Below are 22915 nucleotides of genomic sequence, written 5' to 3'. Positions count from 1 at the left end.
TCAAGTTATCAGGTGTTTCTTTGTTCAGCGGTCATACGTTAAGCTGCGGCAGCTGCTTTGTTATCTTGTCTCGATTGATACCAGTAAAACAACACCGGAATAACCACTAAGGTTAATAAGGTGGAAATTAAAATACCAAAGATCAGTGACACGGCCAGACCGTTAAAGATTGGGTCATCAAGAATAAAGAAAGCTCCCATCATGGCGGCTAAGGCAGTCAAGATAATGGGTTTAGCGCGAACTTCGGCAGATTGAATCACCGCAGTTTTCAAATCAGCCCCTGCGGCCAGTTGGATTAGAATAAAGTCCACCAACAGAATCGAATTCCTGACAATAATACCGGCCAAAGCAATCATGCCTATCATCGAAGTGGCAGTGAATTGCGCACCCAGTAACCAATGCCCGGGCAAAATGCCGATGATGGTTAAGGGAATTGGCGCCATAATAATGAGTGGTGCAAAGTAGGAATGAAAGTGGGCCACAATCAATAAAAAGATTAATATCAGTCCAACAGAATAGGCTATACCCATATCGCGGAAGGTTTCATAAGTTATTTGCCACTCACCATCCCATTTGATGTAGGTGTTATCTGTAAACAGCGGTTGCTCAATAAAATATTGATCAATCTCCGGATGTTGCTCTTCAATCAGTTTTTTAACGCCGAACATACCATAAAGCGGTGAATCCGCACCACCGGCAATGTCGGCGGTAACCATGGTCATAGGTCGGAGGTCTTTATGTTGTATTGATTTCTCAATGGTTGTGTTTTGCATAGTCACCAATTCACCCAACTGAATAAAATGACCTTGATTGCTTTTAATTGGGACGGTCATCAACTGGGTTAAGTCATTTTGTTTACCGCGGTCTATTTCGATGCGAATGGGTTGTGCGTATTTATTGTGTTCATCACGCAAGAAGCTGACGTCACTACCCACCAACGCAGTATTCACAGTGTTGATAATTTGTTGTTGCGAAATACCAGCCAGCATGGCTTTGGCTAAATTAATTTCAAGAACTTGTTTTGGCGCATCAAATTCGATGGTGGTGTCAATGTCGACCAAGTGATCAACTTCGTGGAATAATTTTTCTATGTCCTTGGTGGCGGCAATTTGGTCAGGATAGTGGTTGCCGTAAACTTCTGCCACCAGTGGGGAAATCACCGGTGGTCCAGGTGGTACTTCAACAATTTTCAATGAAGCATCGTATTTTTGTGCCATGGCATGAAGAATTTCACGCATCTCCAGAGCAATTTGATGGCTCTGCTTATCACGATCATACTTATCAGTCAGCATAATTTGAATGTCGCCAAGGTGTGATCCTTGACGTAAAAAATACTGTCTAACCAGACCGTTAAAGTTAATCGGTGAAGACATGCCGGTATAAGCAACAGCATGTTTAACTTCTTCAAATTCGTTTAATTGAGTAACCAGCTCAACCATTAATTGGTTGGTGGTTTCTAAGGTGGTGCCTTCTTTCATGTCTACGATTATCTGTAGTTCTGATTTGTCATCAAAGGGTAGCATCTTTAAGATCACTTGTTGGAAAGGCACCAACATAATGGACAAGATAAGTAACAAAACGACAGAGCCAATGAGTGCATAGCGTGGTTTGCGACCACCCTCGCGCTTCAGGAAGACCGGTAGGATACGTTGAAAAATAGAATCTTTTTTGGGTTGTTCATTTTCATCGGTATGTTTTTCAGAGTGGCTGTGTCCCTTGCCGATAATTTTAATATATAACCAAGGCGTTACAATCAGTGCAATCAACAATGATAGCAACATGCCCATACTGGCATTAATGGGTATGGGACTCATGTAAGGCCCCATCAAGCCACTGACAAAGGCCATTGGCATTAACGCGGCAATCACCGTAAAAGTCGCCAGAATGGTGGGTCCGCCCACCTCATTGACCGCCGGTGGAATTATATCGCTGAGTTTGTCTTTATTATTCTTACTGCGCCGATGAATGTTTTCCACCACCACCACCGCATCATCCACCAAGATACCGATGGAAAATATCAGGGCAAACAATGAAACGCGATTTAAGGTAAATCCATAGGCCCAAGACGCGAATAGAGTAATCGCTAATGTAATACTGACAGCCAAACCCACCACCAAAGCTTGACGCCAGCCCATGGCAATCAGCATTAAAATAATGACAGATATGGTGGCAAAAATTAACTTCTTAATGAGCTGATTGGCTTTATCATTGGCGGTTTGGCCGTAGTCACGGGTGATTTCCACATGCACGTCATCAGGTATATGGCTGAGCTTTAATTGTTCTAAGGACTGAATAACTGATTGGGTTATTTGGCCGGCGTTACTGCCTGGTTTTTTACCCACGGCAATGGTTACAGCCGGCGCATAATCCGGTGCCAGACCTTGTCCCCAGGCATGGCCGGAATGAATCCAGGTATAAGATTCCGGTGAATCTGCACCATCATGAATTTTGGCAATGTCTTGCAAATAAACCGGCTTGCCTTCTGCAGTCACTTTTACAATCAGGCTTTTAAGGTCATCTACGTGGCTGAAGGAATAACCGGTTTGTACTTGAATAAGCCGATTATCTTCAATGCGTTTCGCTAAGGGTAAACTGTAGTTACTGGCCTGTAAAGCATGGGTGATATCTGTAAATCCGACTTTGTAATTAAGCATGTCGACCGGATTCATTTCAATGTGCACAATTTGCTCGCCGCCACTGAAACTGCGGATAATTCGGGTCTCGGGTATGCGTTTTAACTGGTTCTCAAGACTGTGTGCGATTTTAAGTAAGTCGGCATTGGTTTTATTCGGATCATCGCTCCATAAGGTGGCCGTTAAAACCGGAACATCATCAATGCCCATGGGTTTAATGACTGGGGTTGTTGCGCCTAAATTATAAGGCAGCCAATCACTGTTAGACTGGACTTGGTTATAGAGCCGAACGATGGCGTCATTTCGTTTAATACCCACTTTAAAGCGTACCGTAATGATTGACATGCCGGGGCGGGAAATCGAGTATATATGTTTAATGTCGGACAATTCATCCAAAACCTGTTCTGCTGGGATGGTAATGAGTTGTTCCACTTCCTTGGCGCTGGCACCGGGTAGACCAATGATGACATTGGCAAAGGTGACATCAATTTGAGGTTCCTCTTCCCGTGGCGTGACCACCACAGCAAAGGCACCCAATAAAACCAATACCAAGGCAATTAAAGGCGTTAGTTGGTTGTTCTGAAAGTATTTAGCCAGAACGCCCGAAATGGATAATTTATGTTGATTGTTCATAGTGTTCGCAATCTATTTTTATAAGTTTTTCGGGTCTTGTGTTAACGACGAGGATAAAGGGCTAATGGCTATAAAGTCGCCCGGGCTTAACCCGGAAACCACCTCTGTCATGTTATTGTATTGCTGGCCTGTTCTAATTTGTCTAGGGACTTTTTTATCGTCGTGTTTTACATACACTAAAGTCAGCTCACCACGATGAATAATGGCATTGTTTGGGATTAAAGTGGTTTCTTTCTCGGCTGTGATGAAATGGGTTTTAACAGACATGCCGGGGAATAAACCGGGTGTTTTTTCAGGTAAATTAATACGCAGCTCAAAGGTTTTGGTCTTTGGGTCTGCATACGGGAACAAGGTGAATTCTTGGCTTTCAATAATTGTGCCGTTAGCTAATTCAATGCGAGCATGACCATTGTTGTTAATTGTATGGGCCAATGATTCAGGCACCTGAGTGATGACCCGTAAGTGATCAAGCGATAAGCCCGACATCAATGGGGTTCCGATATTAACGGTCTCACCTTGTTCAACGTGACGGGCAGTAACGATACCGTCAAATGGTGCCTTAACTAAGGTGTAATCAAGTTGAGTAAGTGCAGTTTCCAATGCCGCTTGTTGGGTTTTAACAGCTGCCACCGCGGTATTTTTCTGGCTTTCAGCTTGATCATAATCGCTTTGAGAGATTAGTTTACGCTCAAATATGCTTTGAGCTCGTTTGAAACTTGCCACGGCTTGTTTTTCGGTGGCTTTGGCTGCTTCCAAATTGGCTCGAGCTCTCTGCACTGCCTGTTTCTGTTCAGTGTTGGTGAATTCAATGATAACATCGCCGGCCGCCACAAAATCATCCACATCATAATGAATCTCTGCCACTCGGCCATTTGTTTGGGCGGAAACCGTGGCGTACTGAATGGCTTCAACCTGACCTTGAAAAGTTCTGACAACCGGTTCAGTGCTGAGCTTAATTTCATGCCAAGTGGTTTCGCTAATGGCCACGCTGTGGGTAAAAATAAAAAATATGGAAATTATTGTCTTCATGGCGTTGTTATTGATGGTTAGTAGATGTATCAAGAAAATTCTCAACTCTTTTGTATTTGTTAAATCTAATATAGCACCAATTCCGTTTAGTTCAAGTATTAATTGATTTTAAATTAAAAGAAGCCTTGTTTGGGGCTTTTTCTATCACTTTAAAACAGATTAATTTTGAAAAGTGAGTGAATGAATTATTTTATTTATCATAAACTTAATGTGGCTTTTTATATAATAGAGGCCTTTGAATTAATCGTGAATCGAGTTAAAAAGTCTAAAATTACACCACTCTGCGTTCTGAAGCTGCCTAATGGCCCTACTTTTGGTACTAATAACGGCGTATTAGACTGCGTTTCATGCCTTGATTGGTGTAATTTTAGTTCTTTTTTCCATCGGTTCAGATCAATTCACAGGCCTCAATTAATTCCTTTGCCGGTTATCTGCCATGCCATTTGTTGACAGTCAAATCTATTTAAGTGTTTTAACTGCGGTGGTGTTGATGTTTGCTTTAATGCCATACATCGAGCGGCGTATTTGGTGGGTTCGGGCTTTTGACTTTGTTCGTATTCAAGGTTTGGTGCTGGCTTTGTTGCTGTTAATGGTGGCGCCATTTTTCTTGGGACTATTAACGGCAGTCGATTTTTTGATGCTGGGTTTGATTGCTACCGGCTTGGGTGTGCAGATTTACTATTTGTTTCCTTACACCAGATGGCATAAAAAAGAGGTGGCAGATTTTAATGAAGTGAATTGCCAAAGCCAATTTAAATTGATGCTCAGTAATGTATTGATGAAAAACGAACAATATGCAGCCTTGCTGGATTTAATTGAAGCGCAACAACCGGATGTATTGGTTTGTATGGAAACCAACCAGCAATGGCATAAAGCACTGCAAAAGCTACATCGCGATTATCCCCATCGAATCTGTGAACCCAATGAGAAAATGTATGGCATGCATGTGTTTTCAAAATTCCCGCTCAATGACATTCAGGTGAAACATTTGGTTCAGGATAAAGTCCCGTCTATTCATGTTCGTTTGGATTTAAACGGCTCACCAGTGCTGGCCCATTTTATGCATCCGGCACCACCCAGTCCCTCAGAGAACGATGAATCCACAGAACGTGATGCGGAATTACTGGCGTTAGCACGTAAATTAAAGAATATGACTGAGCCTTTATTGATGGCCGGTGACTTAAATGATGTGCCCTGGTCAAAACCGTTGCGGGCTTTTAAGAACATCAGTGGTATGCATGATGTACGTGTTGGCCGCAGGTTTTTAAATACCTTCCATGCTTCTATTCCTTTACTGCGCTGGCCTTTGGATCATGTCTTTGTCAGCCGACATTTTCAATTGATTGCGTTGCAACGTCACCGCCTAAAGGGTTCCGATCATTTTTCAGTGACCGCCGAATTGGCTTTGGTTACAGAAGCGGATTTGGCCGATGACCGGAATGCCCAAGCTAAAGACCGATCCTATGCCGATAAAGTCATGAAGGATCAGGATATTTCTGAGAAAGATGTGCCGAAATAAATAATAAAACCATTTCGCTCTGTTCTCAGCTTAAAAGGTTTGAGGTAGACTTGATCATTACAAGCTTAAGATGACTGAGCCTGTCGGAGCTTTTACCCACCTAATCTGTATCTTTCCGGTCTTAAATATTGCCTTCGCCGGACTCAGGCTGCTTTTGTTTTTGGCGGGCTTCTCTATGGATTATTTAAACTGATTTGTTTTAGTTTGTAACCAATCTTTCATCAATGTTTTAATGTGCGTTTGGTATTTCAAACCTTGTTGTTCACATTGGAATCGAAATGTGCTGAGTAGCGGGATGGGAACTTTGAGGCTAATTAGTTTGCTCGGTTGGGATTGGTGCCCATGTAGCTGGCGGAAATCTTCTAAGAAGCGGGCGATTTCCTCGGCGCTCATTTGTTGGCCTCTGGCGAGTGATTCGGGGCTGTGGATTTGTAGGGCTTTCATGGTAGTTTCTTGAGTGCTTTGATGTCCTCTAAATCCTGAGGTCTGGCTGCTTGTTTTTTCATGGTGATAAGGTCTTTTTTATTTAATAACTGGACGGTGGTGGTGCCGACGGTTTTGCTTAGGGTTTTTTTGTTAGATAAATCAAAGGTGATAATTAAATCCACTTGTTTACTCAAGTCTTTTGGGTGATAAAAGTGCCAGGCAAGCAGTTGTCGATTGTTTATATATTCGTCTTTAAAGTGAAATAATTGCTCGGCATCAATGGGCAATTGTGAAACCAAACCCAAATCATGTAAACAGGTTTCAACGGCTTTAAGTTGTTCTAATTTCCAGTTGATCACGAAATCGATATCAACCGTACCGCGAACAGCCCCATGTAAAGCCACAGCGTAGCCGCCGACCAGGGCATAGCGAACCTGATATTTTTCTAAGGATTGACATAATTCGGTTAAAAACATAGCTAAAGTATATACCGTATATACCATAGCTGGCAATAATGTTTAAAATCAATCTGGGGTCTTGTATAATAATTGATGAATATTATCCGTCTATTGATTTGTTATTTAGGTATCAGGGTAGTGATATGAATAAACCTAAAATTCAAAAAACCGTTGAACAGTTATTAGAGTCGGCAGATGTTGAAGTTAATGGTAATCGGCCCTGGGATATCCAGGTTCATAACGACGATTTTTATGCGCGGGTCATGGCGCAAGGTTCTTTGGGGTTGGGGGAATCCTATATGGAATCCTGGTGGGATTGTGCGCAGTTAGATCAATTTTTCTTTAAAATCCTGAGTGCCGATTTGGATGAGCAAGTTAAAACGTTTAGTGGTTTAATGGCGGTGCTTAAATCTAAAATTATTAATTTACAAAAACCTTCCAGAGCCTATGAAATCGGTGAAAAGCATTATGACATCGGCAATGAGCTGTTTGAACATATGCTGGATAAGCGCATGATTTACAGTTGCGGCTATTGGCAGTCGGCGGATAATCTGGATCAGGCACAGGAACATAAGCTCGATTTGATTTGCAAAAAACTTGGGCTGCAACCGGGTATGCGGGTGTTGGACATTGGTTGTGGTTGGGGTGGTGCAGCATGTTTTGCCGCTGAGCGTTATGGTGTGGAGGTGGTGGGTCTCACGGTTTCCCGGGAACAACAAAAGCGCGCTCAAAAAACCTGTCAGGGACTGCCGGTTGAGATACGGTTACAGGATTATCGCCAGCTGAATGAACAGTTTGACCGAATTTTTTCAGTGGGAATGTTTGAGCATGTCGGCTATAAAAATTACCATGACTATTTTCAAGTGGTCAGAAGAAATCTTAACCATGATGGCTTATTTCTATTACATTGCATCGGCGGGAATCAATCGCATACCCAAACTGATCCATGGATAGCCAAGTATATTTTTCCCAATTCCATGATACCTTCGGCGCAGCAAATTACCGCAAGTTCTGAAAGCGTTTTGGTACTGGAAGACTGGCATAATTTTGGGGTCGATTACGACACCACCTTAATGGCTTGGTATGAAAACTTCATTAGCCGCTGGGATTTGATTAAACACAATTACAACGAAATCTTTTACCGGCAATGGTGTTACTATTTATTGTCTTGTGCCGGCTCCTTTCGCGCCAGAAACAACCATTTATGGCAATGTGTATTTTCTAAGAACGGCTTAGCCGGTGGTTATCAGTCGTTGCGGTAATCGACATTGTGTTCGGGTAACAGCACTCATGCATCATCGGTTTTAAAGCCAGCCTTGTAACCATTTTTCCGGGTTTTTAAGGTCTTGCCAATCCACTAAGAATAGTCGTTTACTGTGAATGGATAGTAGCTGACAGTGGTTCACTTGACCACTTTTTTCGATTTCAATTTTAGTTACCAGGCAATGCTTTTCTTTGTTAACGGGGTTAACGGCTGTCCACTTGCTGTTGATAAGTTTTTTGGGGTTTATGGTCATTAATAATTTTAAGGGATATCAATGAGGGTGCTGTCATCTTGTATCACAGCACCCATTGTGTTTTTATTGCTTGCTAAAAACTTTTTTGCCGTTAACCCAGGTTTCTAATACTTGGGTGCGCCAGATATCTTTGGGGTCAATGTTGAAAATATCCTGGTCAATAATAATAAAGTCGGCGTATTTACCGGGCTCCAGGGAACCATTGTTTTGTTCGTCGTGGGCGGCGTAAGCAGCACCGATGGTGAAGGCTTTGAAGGCGTCTTCGATGGATAAAGATTCTTCAGGATACCAGCCGCCAACCGGTTGGTTATCACGGTCTTGGCGGGTCACGGCGGCATGTAAACCATAAAATGGATTAATCAATTCCACCGGAAAATCAGAGCCAAAGGCTAAATGAACCTTATTATCAAGCGCGGTTTGCCAGGCATAGGCACCGGCCATGCGGTCTTTGCCAATACGTTTTTCAGCCATGTTTTTATCGCTGGTGGCGTGGGTGGGCTGCATGGAGGCAATGATGTCATGATCGGCCAGCCGTTTAATATCCTCCGGGCGCATAATTTGGGCGTGTTCAATGCGGTGCCGCAGTTGCGTTGAAAACGCATTGTTTTGGGCCAGTAGGTTGAGCACTTCGGTGTTGCCACGATCACCGATGGCATGGATGGCGGCCTGGAAACCGGCAGCGACTGTGGATTGAAGCTTGGTGCCAAGGGTGATTAAATCCTGTACATAGGCACCGTGGGTGTCCAAATTGTCGCTGTAGGGTTCATGTAATAGCGCACCATAGCTACCGAGGGCACCATCCACCATCATTTTAACGGCGCGCATTTGATAGCGGTTGGCGATATTGACTTGGCCTTGATTTAACAGTTGTTCAAATTGTGGATCCTGAGAGGCCAGCATGGCATAAACACGAATCGGCATATTGTCGGATTCTGCCATTTCCCGGTATAAGACATGGTTATCTGCAGAAATGCCGGCATCATGCACATAGGTTAAACCGACGGCGTTTAAGTCTTTAAAAGCTTGCTGGAGTGCGGATTTTTTGGCATCAGTAGAATAATCAGGAACGTGCCGGTTAATTAAGTCCATGGCATTGTCAATCAGGATGCCGGTGGGTTCGCCCTTATCGTCCTTAATAATTAACTCATTATCGGCAGCGATTTCAGCGGTGATACCGGCGGCTTGTAAGGCGGCTGAATTGGCCCAGCCGGCATGGCCGTCAACTCGGGTCAGCCAAATGGGTGGCTGCTTTAGACCTAAATTATCTAAATCAGATTTATTGGGGAAGTCTTTTTCCGGCCATAAGGCTTGGTTCCAGCCACGACCCAATAACCAGTCATCACTGTTGTGAGTTGCTAAAGCTTTTTCTATGGTGGCGGTAACTTCATGAAAACTTTTAATGTCCTGTAGTTGCACATTGGTCTGTGACAAACCATAACCCAGTACATGGCCATGGGCATCATGTAAGCCGGCTAGAACAATCTTGCCTTGACCATCAATGGTTTCGTTAAATTTATCTATTTTATTGGCATCAAGCAAGCGACCACTGTTGCTATCAAATGCCAATTGTTGGTGTTTGATTAATTGCTCACCATTATGGCTGTAACCGTTGATGTTTTTAATTAGAACAGTTTTGGCATTGGCGGTGATGCCGGTTAATGCTAAAGCGGCACATAAGCCGAGAGTAATGGGTGATATTTTATTGATTTGCTTGCTCATTGTTTGGTTATTGATTGGACAGAAGAGATTAGTATAACAGTAAAGCATGTCTGACAAAAGTGATGTCAACGGCTGACATTAGGTATAATTATTAATTTGTATTTTATATGGTACCAATTTAGTCCTATATGCGCTAAAATAGCGCCCATGATAAAGATGGCGCGACTAACAGAATATGGGTTTATGTTGATTATGGCTTTAAAAAAGTCATCACATCCCGTATCTGCAGAATATCTGGCGCAAACTGTCGGCTTAGAAGTGCCAACCGTCAGTAAAATTCTCAAACAGTTACGCAAAGCCGGTTTATTGGATTCAAAACGTGGCGCTTATGGCGGTTATTTTTTAATGAAAAGAAAGCGCGACATCAGCTTGCATGAGGTGATAGAAGCCATGGAAGGGCCTTTGGCCCTCACCGAGTGTGCAGATTTAAACGGTGATTGTCGATTAATTGATCATTGTTATATGAGTGCCGGTATGCGGCGGGTCAATCAGGTGATTTCACAAGCCTTACAAAATGTAACGGTCAGTGAAATCATGGACACAGACAGAAAAATTACATTACAGCTAAAATCATGAGTGAATTAAACACAAACGTAGTTGAAAACCAACTGGTTAAAGAACGTGCCAGTCAACGCTATAAAGATGGTTTTGTGACTGATATTGAATCAGTCACCATTCCACCGGGTCTTAATGAAGACACCATTCGATTAATCTCCAAAAAGAAAAAAGAACCCGAATGGTTACTGGAATATCGACTGAATGCCTATCGTCACTGGCTGACCATGCCGACGCCTGACTGGGCGAAACTAAATGTGCCCGAAATTGATTTTCAGGCGATTAGTTATTATTCCTCACCACAAACCAAGGCTGAAAACGCCCCCAAATCACTGGATGAAGTGGATCCGCGAATATTGGAAACCTATGAGAAATTAGGGGTGCCGTTGCATGAGCGTGAGCGTTTGGCCGGTGTGGTGGCGGTGGATGCTGTTTTTGATTCGGTTTCTGTGGGTACCACGTTTCGTAAAGAATTGGCCGAAGTGGGCGTGATTTTTTGTTCATTTTCAGAAGCGGTTCAAGATCACCCGGAAATTGTTAAAAAGTATTTAAGTACCGTGGTATCGGCTCGCGATAATTATTTTGCGGCGTTAAATGCAGCGGTATTTAGTGATGGGTCGTTTGTGTATATTCCCGAAGGCGTGCGCTGTCCCATGGAATTGTCCACTTATTTTCGTATTAACGCCAACCATACCGGTCAGTTTGAGCGCACTTTGATTGTTGCTGAAGCCGGTTCGCATGTCAGTTATTTAGAAGGTTGTACCGCCCCGATGCGTGATGAAAATCAGCTGCATGCGGCAGTGGTTGAGTTGGTGGCCATGGATGATGCCACCATTAAATATTCAACCGTACAAAATTGGTATCCCGGTGATGAAAACGGTAAAGGCGGTATTTATAACTTTGTCACCAAGCGTGGCAACTGTCTGGGTAGAAATTCTAAAATTTCATGGACTCAGGTAGAAACCGGTTCCGCGATTACCTGGAAATACCCCAGTTGCATTCTGCGTGGTGATAACTCCAGCGGTGAGTTTTATTCTGTGGCATTGACCAATAATTATCAACAAGCCGACACCGGAACCAAGATGATTCACATTGGTGAAAATACCAAGAGTACCATTATCAGTAAAGGTATATCCGTAGGTAAAAGCCAAAACAGTTATCGTGGCATTGTGCGGGTGGCTAAAAGTGCGGATAATGCCCGTAATTTTAGTCAATGTGACTCATTGCTTATTGGTAAAGAATGCGGGGCTCATACGTTCCCATATACGGAATCTGCCAATATGACGGCCACCTTAGAGCATGAGGCGACCACCTCAAAAATTTCCGATGACCAAATGAATTACTGTCTGCAGCGTGGTATTCCTGAAGAAGAAGCCATTTCGCTGATTGTGGATGGATTTTGTAAACAAGTATTTAAAGAACTGCCGATGGAGTTTGCCGTGGAGGCCAAAGCCCTGTTGGATGTTTCATTAGAAGGAGCGATAGGCTGATGTTAGAAATCAAAGATATATACGCCAAAGCAGGCGATAAAGAAATTTTAAAGAACTTAAATCTATCGGTTAAACCCGGTGAGGTGCATGCCATCATGGGCCCTAACGGTTCCGGCAAAAGCACCATGGGTAACTTATTAGCCGGGATGCCGCACGTGACAGCGACCTCAGGTTCAGTCACCTATCAGGGTAAAGATTTGTTACAAATGGAACCCGAAGATCGGGCGGCTGAAGGGGTGTTTTTAGCCTTTCAATATCCGGTAGAAATTCCCGGCGTCAACAACATGTATTTTTTGCGTACCGCTTATAACGCACAACGCAAACACCGCGGTGAAGAGAATTTAGATTCAGCCAGCTTTTTACGCATGGTAAAAGAGAAAATCAAGCAGTTACACATGAGTGATGATTTACTTAAGCGACCGGTTAACGTGGGTTTTTCCGGTGGTGAGAAAAAACGTAATGAAGTCTTTCAAATGGCGGTTTTAGAACCGAATTTGGCAATTATGGATGAAACTGACTCAGGTCTGGATATTGATGCCTTAAGAGTGGTTGCCGATGGTGTTAACCAGCTGCGTTCACCGGATCGTTCATTTGTCATTATCACCCACTATCAACGTTTACTTGATTATATTGAGCCGGATTTTGTCCATGTTTTGGTGGATGGTCAAATCGTTAAATCAGGCACCAAGAAACTGGCATTAGAACTGGAGGAGCAGGGCTATGGCTGGCTTGAAGATTGATTGGTTGGCAGACGCTAACCAGCCCAATTCTAATGTCGATTGGCCGGCGTGGATGCAGGCCAAAAAAGAATCTGCTCTAGAAACGTTAAGTCATTTGCCGGGTCCCCACCGTAAACTTGAATTGTGGCGTTATAGTGATGCCAGTCGCTTACAAAAAAGTGAACTTAGTGTAACGGAAAAAACAGACCAGGAACTTCCTGATGCTGCGGATGCAGTGGTCATTACACTCAGCGATGCAGGCATTGACCTTGGAGAAAGCTTACCGAGCTGGCTAACCATTCAACCGATTCAGGAATTACCGGAAAATCAATGGCTTGACATGGATTTATCAGGTGCTTTAGCGAAAGAATTGGTGGTGCAATCTTTAAACCAAGGGTTGTTCACCCACGGCGTGGTGGTGAATGTAACGGCCGATGCACCTAAAGATGCAACCGTGGTTTTACGATACCAAGTGAATGAGCCCAATCAATGGACTTATTTGCGCAATGCAATAAATCTGGCGGCTGATGCTGAAGTCATTATTGATGAGCAGTTTATCAGTGGCCGCATTAATGTGGTTAACCATTATCATGTCGCGGACAATGCGCGTTTAACCCGTCATCAACTTAATGTTCTGGAAAGTGGTCAGCAACATGTCAGCTTACAGCATTTCACACTGGCGGAAAAATCTTTTGTGCAGTCTCAAAACCGTCATGAATCAGGTGATCTACAGCACCATATTCATTGGGTTGATTTTACCGCCGAAAATGCAGAATATCGCTCAGGCTCAGTGAATAAAGCCGGTGATAACAGCCATATTGCTGATATCGTGGTGGTTAATCATGCTTTTAAAAACAATGTGTCAGATGTGACGCATCGCAGTCTGGCTGATGATTCAGCACAAATTTTTAATAATGCCAAAGCCGTGGTTGCCAAAGGTGCTGATGGTTCAGAGATCATTCAAGATTTAAAGAATATTTTGCTGTCAAAAGATGCCAAAATCGCCAGCAAGCCGGAATTGGAAGTTTATGCCGATGAAGTGGTGGCCGCACATGGCTCGACCATTGGCACATTGGACGATGAGATCCTGTTTTTCTTGCGTTCTCGCGGTATTGGTTTAGCACAGGCCAAAGCCATTCTAATGGTGTCATTTGAACAAGAGGCTATTATATGCTGAGAGAGGCGTTTCCTTGTTTGCACCAACAGGTGAACGGCAAGCCACTGGTTTATTTTGATAATGCCGCCACCGCCATGCGACCGCAAGTGGTCATCGATGCTGTAACTGATTATTATTGTCACCATAATGCCAATATTCACCGCGGCGTACATTGTTTAAGTGGACGAGCCACCGACTTATACGAACAGGCGCGTGCATCCTTAGCACGTTTAATTAATGCCCCATCGCCGGATAATTTAATTTTTGTTCGTGGCTGTACTGAGGGTGTCAATTTAGTGGCTCAAACTTTTGTCAGAGAACGTTTGCAACCCGGTGATGAAATTTTAATTTCTCACTTAGAACATCATTCCAACATTGTTCCCTGGCAAATTGTGTGTCAACAAACAGGTGCTAAGCTGAAAGTCATTCCTATGAATGACCAAGGGGAGCTGGTGCTGGATAATTTCGATACATTAATGACTGAGCGCACCAAGTTCATGTCTGTGGTGCATGTGTCCAATGCCTTAGGAACCATTAATCCGGTTAAAGAGCTGGTGCAAAAAGCCCATGCCAAAAATATTCCGGTGATGATTGATGGCGCGCAGGCAACACCACATTTAAAAGTGGATGTGCAAGACATTGGTTGTGATTTTTACACCGTCTCGGGGCATAAAATGTATGGCCCAACCGGTTCCGGTGTTCTTTATGGTAAAGCTGAACACCTCGATGCCATGCCGCCATATCACGGTGGTGGCGAAATGATTAGTAAAGTGACTTTTGAAGAATCTATTTATAATAAAGTACCTGCTAAGTTTGAAGCCGGCACGCCTAATATTGCCGGTGGCATTGGCTTAGGCGCCGCGGCTGAATTTATAATGGATGTTGGTATTAACACCATTACAGAGCGAGAAGATGTGTTAAAGAAATACACCGAACAGGCGTTACAAGGCATTGATGGATTACGGATTTTAGGGCAGGCGCAACATAAATCTCCGGTATTTTCATTTTTAATCGATGGCATCCATCCCCATGATATTGGCACCATTATTGACCATCATGGCGTTGCCATTCGTACCGGTCACCATTGCACCATGCCCATTTTTCAATTTTTTGATGTACCCGGAAGTTGTCGTGCGTCATTGGCTTTTTATAATACTGAACAAGAGGTGGATATTCTGGTAGAATCGCTCAACCAAGCCAAAGCGATGTTTGCCTAACCCTGATGAGTGACCTGAATAAACTCTATAAACAACAAGTCTTAGAACACAACAAAAATCCAAAAAATTATGGACAACCCGCCCATTGGACTCACCACGCCGAGGGTTTGAATGCCATTTGTGGTGATCAGGTGCATGTCTATTTAACGATTCAAGATAACACCATAGAAGCCGCACATTTCGCCGGTGACAGCTGTGCCATTTCCATGGCTTCGGCATCCATGATGACTGAGTTAATAACTGGTCAGAGCACATTTGATGCTTTACATTTATTTGCTTCGTTTAAACAGATGATGAGCCCAGAGGGTTTGCCGGATGCTGAGCACATACTGGGCCCGGTGGCTTGTTTAGTGAGCGTCAAAAAATTCCCGTCCCGTATTAAATCAGCCTTATTATGTTGGTATGCCCTGAATGCAGCCCTAAACGGTCAAGCCACCGCCACCACAGAATAATAGTTATGAATTTTCATCAGCAACCCGAACCCAAACAAACTCTCAACTGGCCATTAGGTAAACAATGGCTCGGCCAAGGAATTAAACTTTTTCAACAAATGCAAAAGCATTGGTATGCCACTTTATTATTGGTGGGTATAGCGATTATGGTATTGTCAATGGCATCTGCACAAGTGGCGATGATGGCGTTGATGTTGGCCATGCCCTTGATGACCGCCTGGTTTTATTTATTATGTCGGACACAACAAAATAACAACAATTATCAATCGATGACTCAACTGTGGTCATCTTGTTGGCAGTTACTGATAACACGATTTAATGTACTGTTGTTACTCGGTGTATTAGCTGTGATGCTGAATTATCTTATGCATGCAGTTCAATTGGGACTGCTTAATGCATTACAATTACCGCCACTGACCCCGGATATGGCTGAAGAAATTTTATTGTCTGAGGCCTTTTTGCGGTTATTGGTGAATATATTGACTGGTCTGCCGGTGGCGTTACTAATGGCATTTTCACCGGCGTTGGTGATGTTTAATGGTGATACACCATTTCAAGCCATGATTCGCAGTGTGAAAACAGTGCTTTTTGCTTGGCAGCCAATACTTAGTTTAACCCTTTGGTTGATGTTGCTGGCGATGGCAGCGGCGTTTATGCTGAGTTTGTTAATGGGATTGCTGGCGGGTGCGTTTGGTATGGGCATCGTTAATATTATGATGCTGTTATTTATGAGTGTCATGATGGGGGTGGTGTTTTCAGCCAACTATGTGACCTATGATGCGTTGTATCCGGTCAATAAGAATAATGACAATGACCCCGATAAAGCCGGTTCAACATCAGAATCTGGATCTATATATAAAGAAATTTAAACGGAAATCCATTTAACTATGAGCAACACATATCAATCAGAAGACATTGAAGTCCTGTCAGGTTTAGAGCCGGTTAGACGCCGACCGGGAATGTACACTGATACTGATCGCCCCAATCACTTGGTTCAGGAAGTGGTTGATAACTCAGTGGATGAGGCCTTAGCCGGTTACGCTAAAAAAATCACCGTACAATTATATAAAAACGGCGTGATTGAAGTCACTGATGATGGTCGTGGCATGCCCATCGATATTCACAAGGAACATGGTGTCTCCGGTGTTGAGCTGATTTTATGTAAATTACATGCCGGTGGTAAATTTTCAAATAAGAATTACACCTTTTCAGGTGGTCTGCATGGTGTGGGCGTGTCTGTGGTTAACGCCTTGTCTTCACGTTTAGATGTCTGGATTAAACGCAATGGCCAGGAACATCACATTGCTTTTGAGCAGGGTGACAAGGTCAGTGAATTAACGCCGGTTGCTGAAGTGGGACAACGCAACACCGGTACCCGAATCCAATTTACCCCGGAACCTAAGTATTTTGATCATCTAAAGATAGATGCAAAACGGTTACGGCGATTGTTAAAAGCAAAAGCAGTTTTATCACCGGGTTTAACGGTGGTTTTTCGTGATGAGATGGCAGACACAGAAGACATCTGGTGTTACGAAAATGGCTTAAGTGATTATTTTAATGACGCCACTCAGGCTTCTGAAACCATCCCCGCAGACGGTTTTGATGGTGCTCATCAGGATGATGAGTTTACCGTGGATTGGATTCTGGCCTGGGTGCCCGAAGGTGAGCTGATTACAGAAAGTTATGTCAACCTGATACCGACACCTTTAGGTGGTACGCATGTCAATGGTTTGCGCACCGGTCTAACGGAAGCCTTGCGGGACTTTGCCGACAGCCATCATTTATTACCACGGGGTGTTAAATTGGCACCGGACGATGTTTGGGACCGGGTCAGTTATGTCTTGAGTTGCAAAATGAAGGAACCGCAATTTTCAGGGCAAACAAAAGAGCGATTATCATCCAGAGCCATTGCCGCTTATGTCACCGGCACCATTAAAGATGCTTTAACGCTGTGGTTAAATCAAAATGTAGATGCCGCTGAATTGATTGCCAATTTAGCCATTAATGCCGCTCAAGACAGATTGCGCCAAGCCAAAAAAGTGGTGCGCAAAAAAATCACACAAGGCCCAGCATTACCTGGTAAATTAGCGGACTGCACCACCGATGATCCAAATGTCAGTGAGATTTTCCTGGTTGAGGGGGATTCTGCCGGTGGCTCGGCAAAGCAAGCCAGAGATCGCGAATTTCAAGCCATTATGCCGTTACGCGGTAAAATTCTCAATTCTTGGGAAGTGGACCCGAATCAGGTTATGGCATCACAGGAAGTACATGATTTGGCGGTGGCCATCGGTGTTGATCCCGGGACCACTGATTTAGAAGGCCTGCGCTACGGTAAAATCATTATTTTAGCGGATGCCGATTCTGATGGATTACATATTGCCACCTTATTATGCGCTTTGTTTTTACGGCACTTTGAACCGGTGGTGCGTGCCGGTCATGTGTTTGTGGCCATGCCGCCTTTATTCCGAATTGATGTGGGTAAAGAAAAACATTATGCGGTGGATGCCAGTGAAAAACAGCATATTCTCGATACCTTAGAAAAAAATAACAACAAGAAGAAGGTCAGCGTCACCCGATTTAAAGGCTTGGGTGAGATGAATCCGATGCAGTTACGAGAAAGTACGATTTTGCCGGATACCCGAAGACTGGTGCAATTGACCGTGGAAGCAGGGGATCAAACCCATGAAATGATGGATATGTTATTGGCTAAAAAGCGTGCGGCTGACCGTAAATCTTGGTTACAAGACAAGGGTGATCTGGCCATCATTTAACATTGATTTGCGCCAACCACCCTGTCACTAACAACATAAGTCAAAACGTACAAGTAAGTGATTTTAATCATAAATTCATCTATATGTGAATTGCTTGATTGTTTTTTAAAGTATTCTCATGCTATTCTGTTTCAACTTTGTGGCGAGTGATTAGTGGTGCTGATTAATGATTGAGGGGTCTGACAATTAAAAGACTATTTGATAAGTCCTATTTATCTGCATGGATTGTTGCCATTGTATTGTTTTTGGCAGTGACTTTTGTTGCTTACCAAATTAGGCAGTCTCAAATCAACACCATGAATCAAATCCTCAAAGGCCAGAGTGATCGCACGCAAGCTCAAATCATTTATACTTCCCAAGAACTCACCAGTGATTTGGCATCTATGGTTAATCGTTGGCTGGTTAATCAGGGCACGCCGGAGTTAAAATGGCGTTCTGATGCCCGTAATTTCATCGAACGAACCCCCGGGGTCAATGAAATATGGTGGATAGATTCTGATCTCACAGTGCAGTGGAGCGAGAGTCTTAAGCCGCTTCATCATATTGATATTAAGTCCATTATCAGTCAACCGGGTATTCAGACCAAACTGGCATCGGCACAACGAGACAACTTGCCTGAATATAGTCCTGTGATTAATACCGATGATGGCTATAACATTATTTTCATTCTGATGCCGATTGTTTTTGATGCACAGTTTGATGGTTATTTTGCCATTGAGATATACATTGATGAATTTCTGGCGCGTATTTTAAATGATCCAGTCAATACCGGTTTTTACACCAAAGCCTATGCCGGTCAAGAGGTGGTTTATGCCGACGGTCCACAATTACAACAGAACAGTTATTTAGAGTTTTTTGAATTAAACTTAGATGCTGACATCGATGGTTGGACCTTCAAGATTTATCCGACTGATACTGTATTAACTACCATTTTATCCCCTTTACCTTACGTGGTATTGACCGGTGGTATATTGATTGTTTTTATGTTGCTGATGACTTTGTTGTCGCGGCACAAAGCAAAAAATCAATCACATCAGCTGTCTTTAGAAATTAAGGAAAGGGAAAAAGTTCAACAGAAACTGAGTTACCTAGCGAATCACGATAGTTTAACCAACTTGCCAAATCGTCATTATATTACCCAATACATAGAGCAATATATAGCCAACAGTGATAAAGCAAAGATTCCATTTACTTTGCTTTTTATTGATTTAGACCATTTTAAAGATGTTAATGATACCTTGGGTCATGCCATGGGTGATCAGTTGTTAAAAAAATTACCTGAACTGTTTTCCAGGATATTCAGAAATCATGACATCATTGCCCGTATGGGTGGTGATGAATTTATTATTTTCTTACCGGATAAAATACGCGAAGAAAATGTGATTGCTTTGGCAGAACGGTTCATGAAACAGTTAAAGTATCCGGTTGAAATTGAGGGTCACCAGATTCGTTTAACCGGCAGTATTGGTATCGCCATGTATCCACGTGACGGCACCACGGTGAATGAACTATTATCAAACGCTGATGCCGCACTCTATCGTGCCAAAGATAAAGGCAGAAACACCTATGCCATTTATGACTCAGTGATAGAGCATAAAGCCCAGGCCCGTCTTAAATTGGTCAATCAATTACACGAGGCACAAGAGCAACAACGCTTTGAGATGTTTTATCAACCCCGATATGATGCCCAAGGTCATATGGTTGGAGCTGAAGCGTTAATGCGTTGGCGACAGGCAGAAAACGATTACCAAGAGCCCAAAGCATTTATTGAGTTATTAGAAGACACCGGTTTGATTGTGTCGGTGTCATGGCAGCTATTGAGTGAATCATGTCAACATTTTAAAACTTTGCTGTCATCCCATAAAAACATTGTCTTAAGTTTTAATGTTTCAGCCAGGCTTTTAGAACATCCGGAGTTTTTGAGCCGACTCAAAAATATCCTGGATGAACATCAATTTCCTTATGACCGTCTGGAATTGGAATTAACTGAGCAAACGTTGATTCAAGATGTTGAAAATAGCCAGTATATTTTAAATCAATTAACCAACTGGGGTATTAATGTGGCGATTGACGATTTTGGCACCGGCTATTCTTCTTTATCTTACCTGAAGAATTTTCCGGTTCACGCGCTGAAAATTGATAAATCTTTTATTCATGATATGAATGAAGATCAAGATGATTTGGAACTGGTTAAAACCATGATTGTTATGGGTAAAAACTTAAATATCACCACTGTAGCAGAGGGTGTTGAAACTTATGGGCAATTACAAAAATTAGTGGCCATGGGCTGTGATGAGTTTCAAGGTTTTTTATTTAGTCAGCCAATTCCGTTCGGCACCTTGCAATCACACTTACAACAATTGTCTGACATTGATTTTGCAGCTTTAGATATTGTTGATGGCTCGAATTAATTGCTCAGTATCTTCGGTTTTAGTGGCAAAAGAAAACACCAGTCGGATAACGCCTTCTTGTCCGGGCCAGCGATGAAATAAAAAGTCTTGCTGTTCTAAACTGTTGATCTGTTTTAACGGTAAACGACAGAACACTTCGTTGGCTTCTACCGGATATAAAAGGGTAACTTCTTGGTTGACCGACTTCACAAAAAGCTGAGCCTGTTGATTGGCGTGATGCGCCAATTGTAGCCACAAATCATTTTTTAAATAAGCCAGCAATTGACAATTAACATAACGCATTTTACTGATTAAATGACCGGCTCTTTTTCGTAAACGTTTGATTTGTTTGTTATAAACAGGGTTGAATATGACCAGTGCCTCAGCCATCATGGCGCCATTTTTGGTGGCACCAAAGGACAATAGATCAATTCCCGATTGCCAGGTGGCTTCGGCAGCGTTCACACCCAAAGTCACCAAAGCGTTGGCAAATCGGGCACCGTCCATATGCACAGCTAAGCCATATTTGTCAGCTAACTTTTTGATTGCTTTTAATTCCGCCAAAGAATAAACCGTACCCGATTCAGTGCATTGTGTCAGACTAATTGCAGCGGGTAATGATTCATGCTCTCCATGGTGACCGCTGTTTTCTAAACGGTCGTTCAATCTATCAATATCGATTTTGCCGTTATCGCCGGTTACGGTTATCAGTTTAGCGCCACCACTAAAAAACTCAGGTGCGCCGCACTCATCGACGTTAATATGGCTGTTTGGGTGGCAATAAATGGCACCGTAAGGAGGTGTGGTTAATGCTGTGGCGATACTGTTGGCCGCAGTACCTGTTGTTAAAGGCAGCACCTCACACCAACAACCAAATAGTTGTTGGAATTGTTCTGTTAATTGTTCGCTGTAGACATCATAGCCATAGGATTCACTGAAACCCTGGTTTGCATCAACCATTGCCTGCAAAATGTCAGGATGAACCGGTGCTTCGTTATCGCTTCTAAAATTTTTCATGTTTCGGTATCAAAAAATCGATATAAGTGGTGGTCTAATTGTTTCAATTGTGTATGTGAACAGCAATAAATACCCAAATCTTCGGCGCGAGATAAACTGTAACTGTTCAAGGGTTGATAACTAACCAACATGGCTTTACTGGATATCCCTCCGGCAAAGGTTTTCAAGGTATCTAATCGATAAATGGCAGTATTGGCAGCAGAGTTATCATCATCACTTTTTGAAAATTTACGGGTTTTACACTCAATGACATGCAAACGGTTATGGCTCATGGCGGCCACATCAATTTCATTTTTAACTGTGCCATTGTGGCGTACAACATGTAAGCCTTTGGCCACATCTACAATATGTGGACGACTTTTACGCATGCCGTAGACAAGAGAAAACACATGGTTTTCCAACCATCCACCATTGCAATAAAAGCGTGCATTGGCATCTGTAAATTTGAGTTTTCGGCCACGTAAGGTCAACATGCCGGCGGCTTCAAACTGACCCAACACAGTTAACAGACCTTGGTTTTTTACTTGGTGGTGGTCCAAAGCATAACGGTTGTCTTTGCTGGCCATCATGGCCATGTAATTCAGTTGTGCAAGGTGCTTGTCGTAAGTGCCAATATGACTAATCAGCCAATGAGTTAGTTCACGGGAGGTCGCAGGTTCAGGGGTTTTATCACCAGCAAACAGCTCATGGGTATTTAATGTTTTAAGGTATTCATTAATTTTAATTTCGTGACTTAAATGATGGTCAGCAGTGGGCTGATCCGCACGATTTTTAAGCCAATAGAGCTCATCGGTAAATTTATCAACCAGGAAAATAGGGTAGCCATAGGCATTAAATTGTTCAAAGGCGATTAAAATCATTTTCTTATAACCGCTGGAAGCATTTAAATACAAATGTTCAGACTGATATTGTTCTAATAATTCACTCAAATGCTCTCTCAATCGTTCGGTATCGAAATCTATCACCTGAGAGTGACAGCGAATGCCGCGACTGTTGAGTGCAGATTTAATGCCGGCAACCACATCTTCTTGTCGGTGTAACAAAATAACCTGATCGGCTTGTAAATCAATGGCGGCACTTAAAATGCCTGTGCGACGAGGATGAAAAATGGCAATATGAATCTGCATCTGAGTATTATAGAGAAAATGTTGGTTACTGTGTGGTGTTTACCGACAATTTAAGCTAAAATCCGCTTTCAATTCTACACATTGTAA

The 22915-nt window shown here is 42.9% G+C and carries 19 protein-coding genes; 11 read left to right on the top strand and 8 right to left on the bottom strand.

All coding sequences use genetic code 11. The annotated features are described in order from the left end of the window. Positions 1–38: 38 nt before the first annotated feature. Positions 39–3266, bottom strand: coding sequence for an efflux RND transporter permease subunit (locus OS173_RS08885; protein ID WP_267183927.1), 3228 nt, complete (start codon positions 3264–3266; stop codon positions 39–41). 18 nt (positions 3267–3284) lie between these two features. Next, positions 3285–4295, bottom strand: a complete 1011-nt coding sequence (locus tag OS173_RS08880; RefSeq protein WP_267183926.1) for an efflux RND transporter periplasmic adaptor subunit — start codon at positions 4293–4295, stop codon at positions 3285–3287. A 436-nt stretch (positions 4296–4731) separates the two neighbouring features. Between OS173_RS08880 and OS173_RS08875 the strand changes: the two genes are divergently transcribed. Next, a complete protein-coding gene (locus OS173_RS08875) occupies positions 4732–5814 on the top strand; it encodes an endonuclease/exonuclease/phosphatase family protein (protein WP_267183925.1) in 1083 nt (360 codons plus the stop codon). 180 nt (positions 5815–5994) lie between these two features. Here the strand turns inward: OS173_RS08875 and OS173_RS08870 are convergent, their stop codons facing one another. Both OS173_RS08870 and OS173_RS08865 read right to left on the bottom strand, forming a co-directional pair. Continuing rightward, positions 5995–6258: a hypothetical protein gene (locus OS173_RS08870; protein WP_267183924.1), complete on the bottom strand. Its 264-nt coding sequence runs from the start codon at positions 6256–6258 to the stop codon at positions 5995–5997. Next, on the bottom strand, positions 6255–6716 hold the full coding sequence (locus OS173_RS08865) for a hypothetical protein (protein WP_267183923.1): 462 nt from the start codon (positions 6714–6716) through the stop codon (positions 6255–6257). Before OS173_RS08865 ends, OS173_RS08870 begins: the two co-directional genes overlap by 4 nt. A gap of 125 nt (positions 6717–6841) precedes the next feature. On the opposite strand from OS173_RS08865, the gene cfa reads away from it, so the two are divergent. Beyond that, positions 6842–7960 carry a cyclopropane fatty acyl phospholipid synthase gene (cfa, locus tag OS173_RS08860; RefSeq protein ID WP_267183922.1) on the top strand — a complete coding sequence of 373 codons (1119 nt, stop codon included), beginning with the start codon at positions 6842–6844 and terminating at the stop codon, positions 7958–7960. 42 nt (positions 7961–8002) lie between these two features. Here the strand turns inward: cfa and OS173_RS08855 are convergent, their stop codons facing one another. Next, positions 8003–8215 carry a TIGR02450 family Trp-rich protein gene (locus OS173_RS08855; RefSeq protein WP_267183921.1) on the bottom strand — a complete coding sequence of 71 codons (213 nt, stop codon included), beginning with the start codon at positions 8213–8215 and terminating at the stop codon, positions 8003–8005. Positions 8216–8278: 63 nt separating this feature from the next. Continuing rightward, a complete protein-coding gene (locus tag OS173_RS08850) occupies positions 8279–9934 on the bottom strand; it encodes an amidohydrolase (RefSeq protein WP_267183920.1) in 1656 nt (551 codons plus the stop codon). A gap of 147 nt (positions 9935–10081) precedes the next feature. On the opposite strand from OS173_RS08850, the gene OS173_RS08845 reads away from it, so the two are divergent. The 9 genes from OS173_RS08845 (at position 10082) to OS173_RS08805 (ending at position 20705) form a co-directional block, all read left to right on the top strand. Then, the gene (locus OS173_RS08845) at positions 10082–10510 is read left to right on the top strand and encodes an SUF system Fe-S cluster assembly regulator (protein ID WP_267183919.1); all 429 of its coding nucleotides are present in this window, start codon (positions 10082–10084) and stop codon (positions 10508–10510) included. Next, positions 10507–11979, top strand: a complete 1473-nt coding sequence (gene sufB, locus OS173_RS08840) for a Fe-S cluster assembly protein SufB (RefSeq protein ID WP_267183918.1) — start codon at positions 10507–10509, stop codon at positions 11977–11979. Before OS173_RS08845 ends, sufB begins: the two co-directional genes overlap by 4 nt. After that, positions 11979–12719 carry a Fe-S cluster assembly ATPase SufC gene (gene sufC / locus OS173_RS08835; protein WP_267183917.1) on the top strand — a complete coding sequence of 247 codons (741 nt, stop codon included), beginning with the start codon at positions 11979–11981 and terminating at the stop codon, positions 12717–12719. Before sufB ends, sufC begins: the two co-directional genes overlap by 1 nt. Beyond that, a complete protein-coding gene (locus OS173_RS08830) occupies positions 12700–13875 on the top strand; it encodes a SufD family Fe-S cluster assembly protein (RefSeq protein WP_267183916.1) in 1176 nt (391 codons plus the stop codon). Before sufC ends, OS173_RS08830 begins: the two co-directional genes overlap by 20 nt. Further along, on the top strand, positions 13869–15071 hold the full coding sequence (locus OS173_RS08825; RefSeq protein ID WP_267183915.1) for an aminotransferase class V-fold PLP-dependent enzyme: 1203 nt from the start codon (positions 13869–13871) through the stop codon (positions 15069–15071). Before OS173_RS08830 ends, OS173_RS08825 begins: the two co-directional genes overlap by 7 nt. A gap of 5 nt (positions 15072–15076) precedes the next feature. Next, positions 15077–15523, top strand: coding sequence for a Fe-S cluster assembly sulfur transfer protein SufU (gene sufU / locus OS173_RS08820; RefSeq protein ID WP_267183914.1), 447 nt, complete (start codon positions 15077–15079; stop codon positions 15521–15523). Between the two features lie 5 nt (positions 15524–15528). Next, a complete protein-coding gene (locus OS173_RS08815; RefSeq protein WP_267183913.1) occupies positions 15529–16392 on the top strand; it encodes a hypothetical protein in 864 nt (287 codons plus the stop codon). 18 nt (positions 16393–16410) lie between these two features. Continuing rightward, positions 16411–18294 (top strand): DNA topoisomerase IV subunit B, encoded by a 1884-nt coding sequence (gene parE, locus OS173_RS08810; RefSeq protein WP_267183912.1) that lies wholly within the window; start codon positions 16411–16413, stop codon positions 18292–18294. Positions 18295–18464: 170 nt separating this feature from the next. After that, positions 18465–20705, top strand: a complete 2241-nt coding sequence (locus tag OS173_RS08805) for a putative bifunctional diguanylate cyclase/phosphodiesterase (protein ID WP_267183911.1) — start codon at positions 18465–18467, stop codon at positions 20703–20705. Here the strand turns inward: OS173_RS08805 and OS173_RS08800 are convergent. Together OS173_RS08800 and OS173_RS08795 are read right to left on the bottom strand one after the other, a co-directional pair. Continuing rightward, positions 20679–21701, bottom strand: a complete 1023-nt coding sequence (locus tag OS173_RS08800) for a threonine aldolase family protein (RefSeq protein WP_267183910.1) — start codon at positions 21699–21701, stop codon at positions 20679–20681. The two genes, OS173_RS08805 and OS173_RS08800, sit on opposite strands and share 27 nt — an antisense overlap. Continuing rightward, positions 21698–22828 (bottom strand): Card1-like endonuclease domain-containing protein, encoded by a 1131-nt coding sequence (locus OS173_RS08795; protein ID WP_267183909.1) that lies wholly within the window; start codon positions 22826–22828, stop codon positions 21698–21700. Before OS173_RS08795 ends, OS173_RS08800 begins: the two co-directional genes overlap by 4 nt. Positions 22829–22915 lie beyond the last annotated feature (87 nt).

The sequence above is a fragment of the Marinicella gelatinilytica genome (assembly GCF_026410405.1).
Taxonomy (GTDB): domain Bacteria; phylum Pseudomonadota; class Gammaproteobacteria; order Xanthomonadales; family Marinicellaceae; genus Marinicella; species Marinicella gelatinilytica.
The sequence above is the reverse complement of the archived record's forward strand: the minus strand, read 5'-3'. Positions and strand labels throughout refer to the sequence as shown.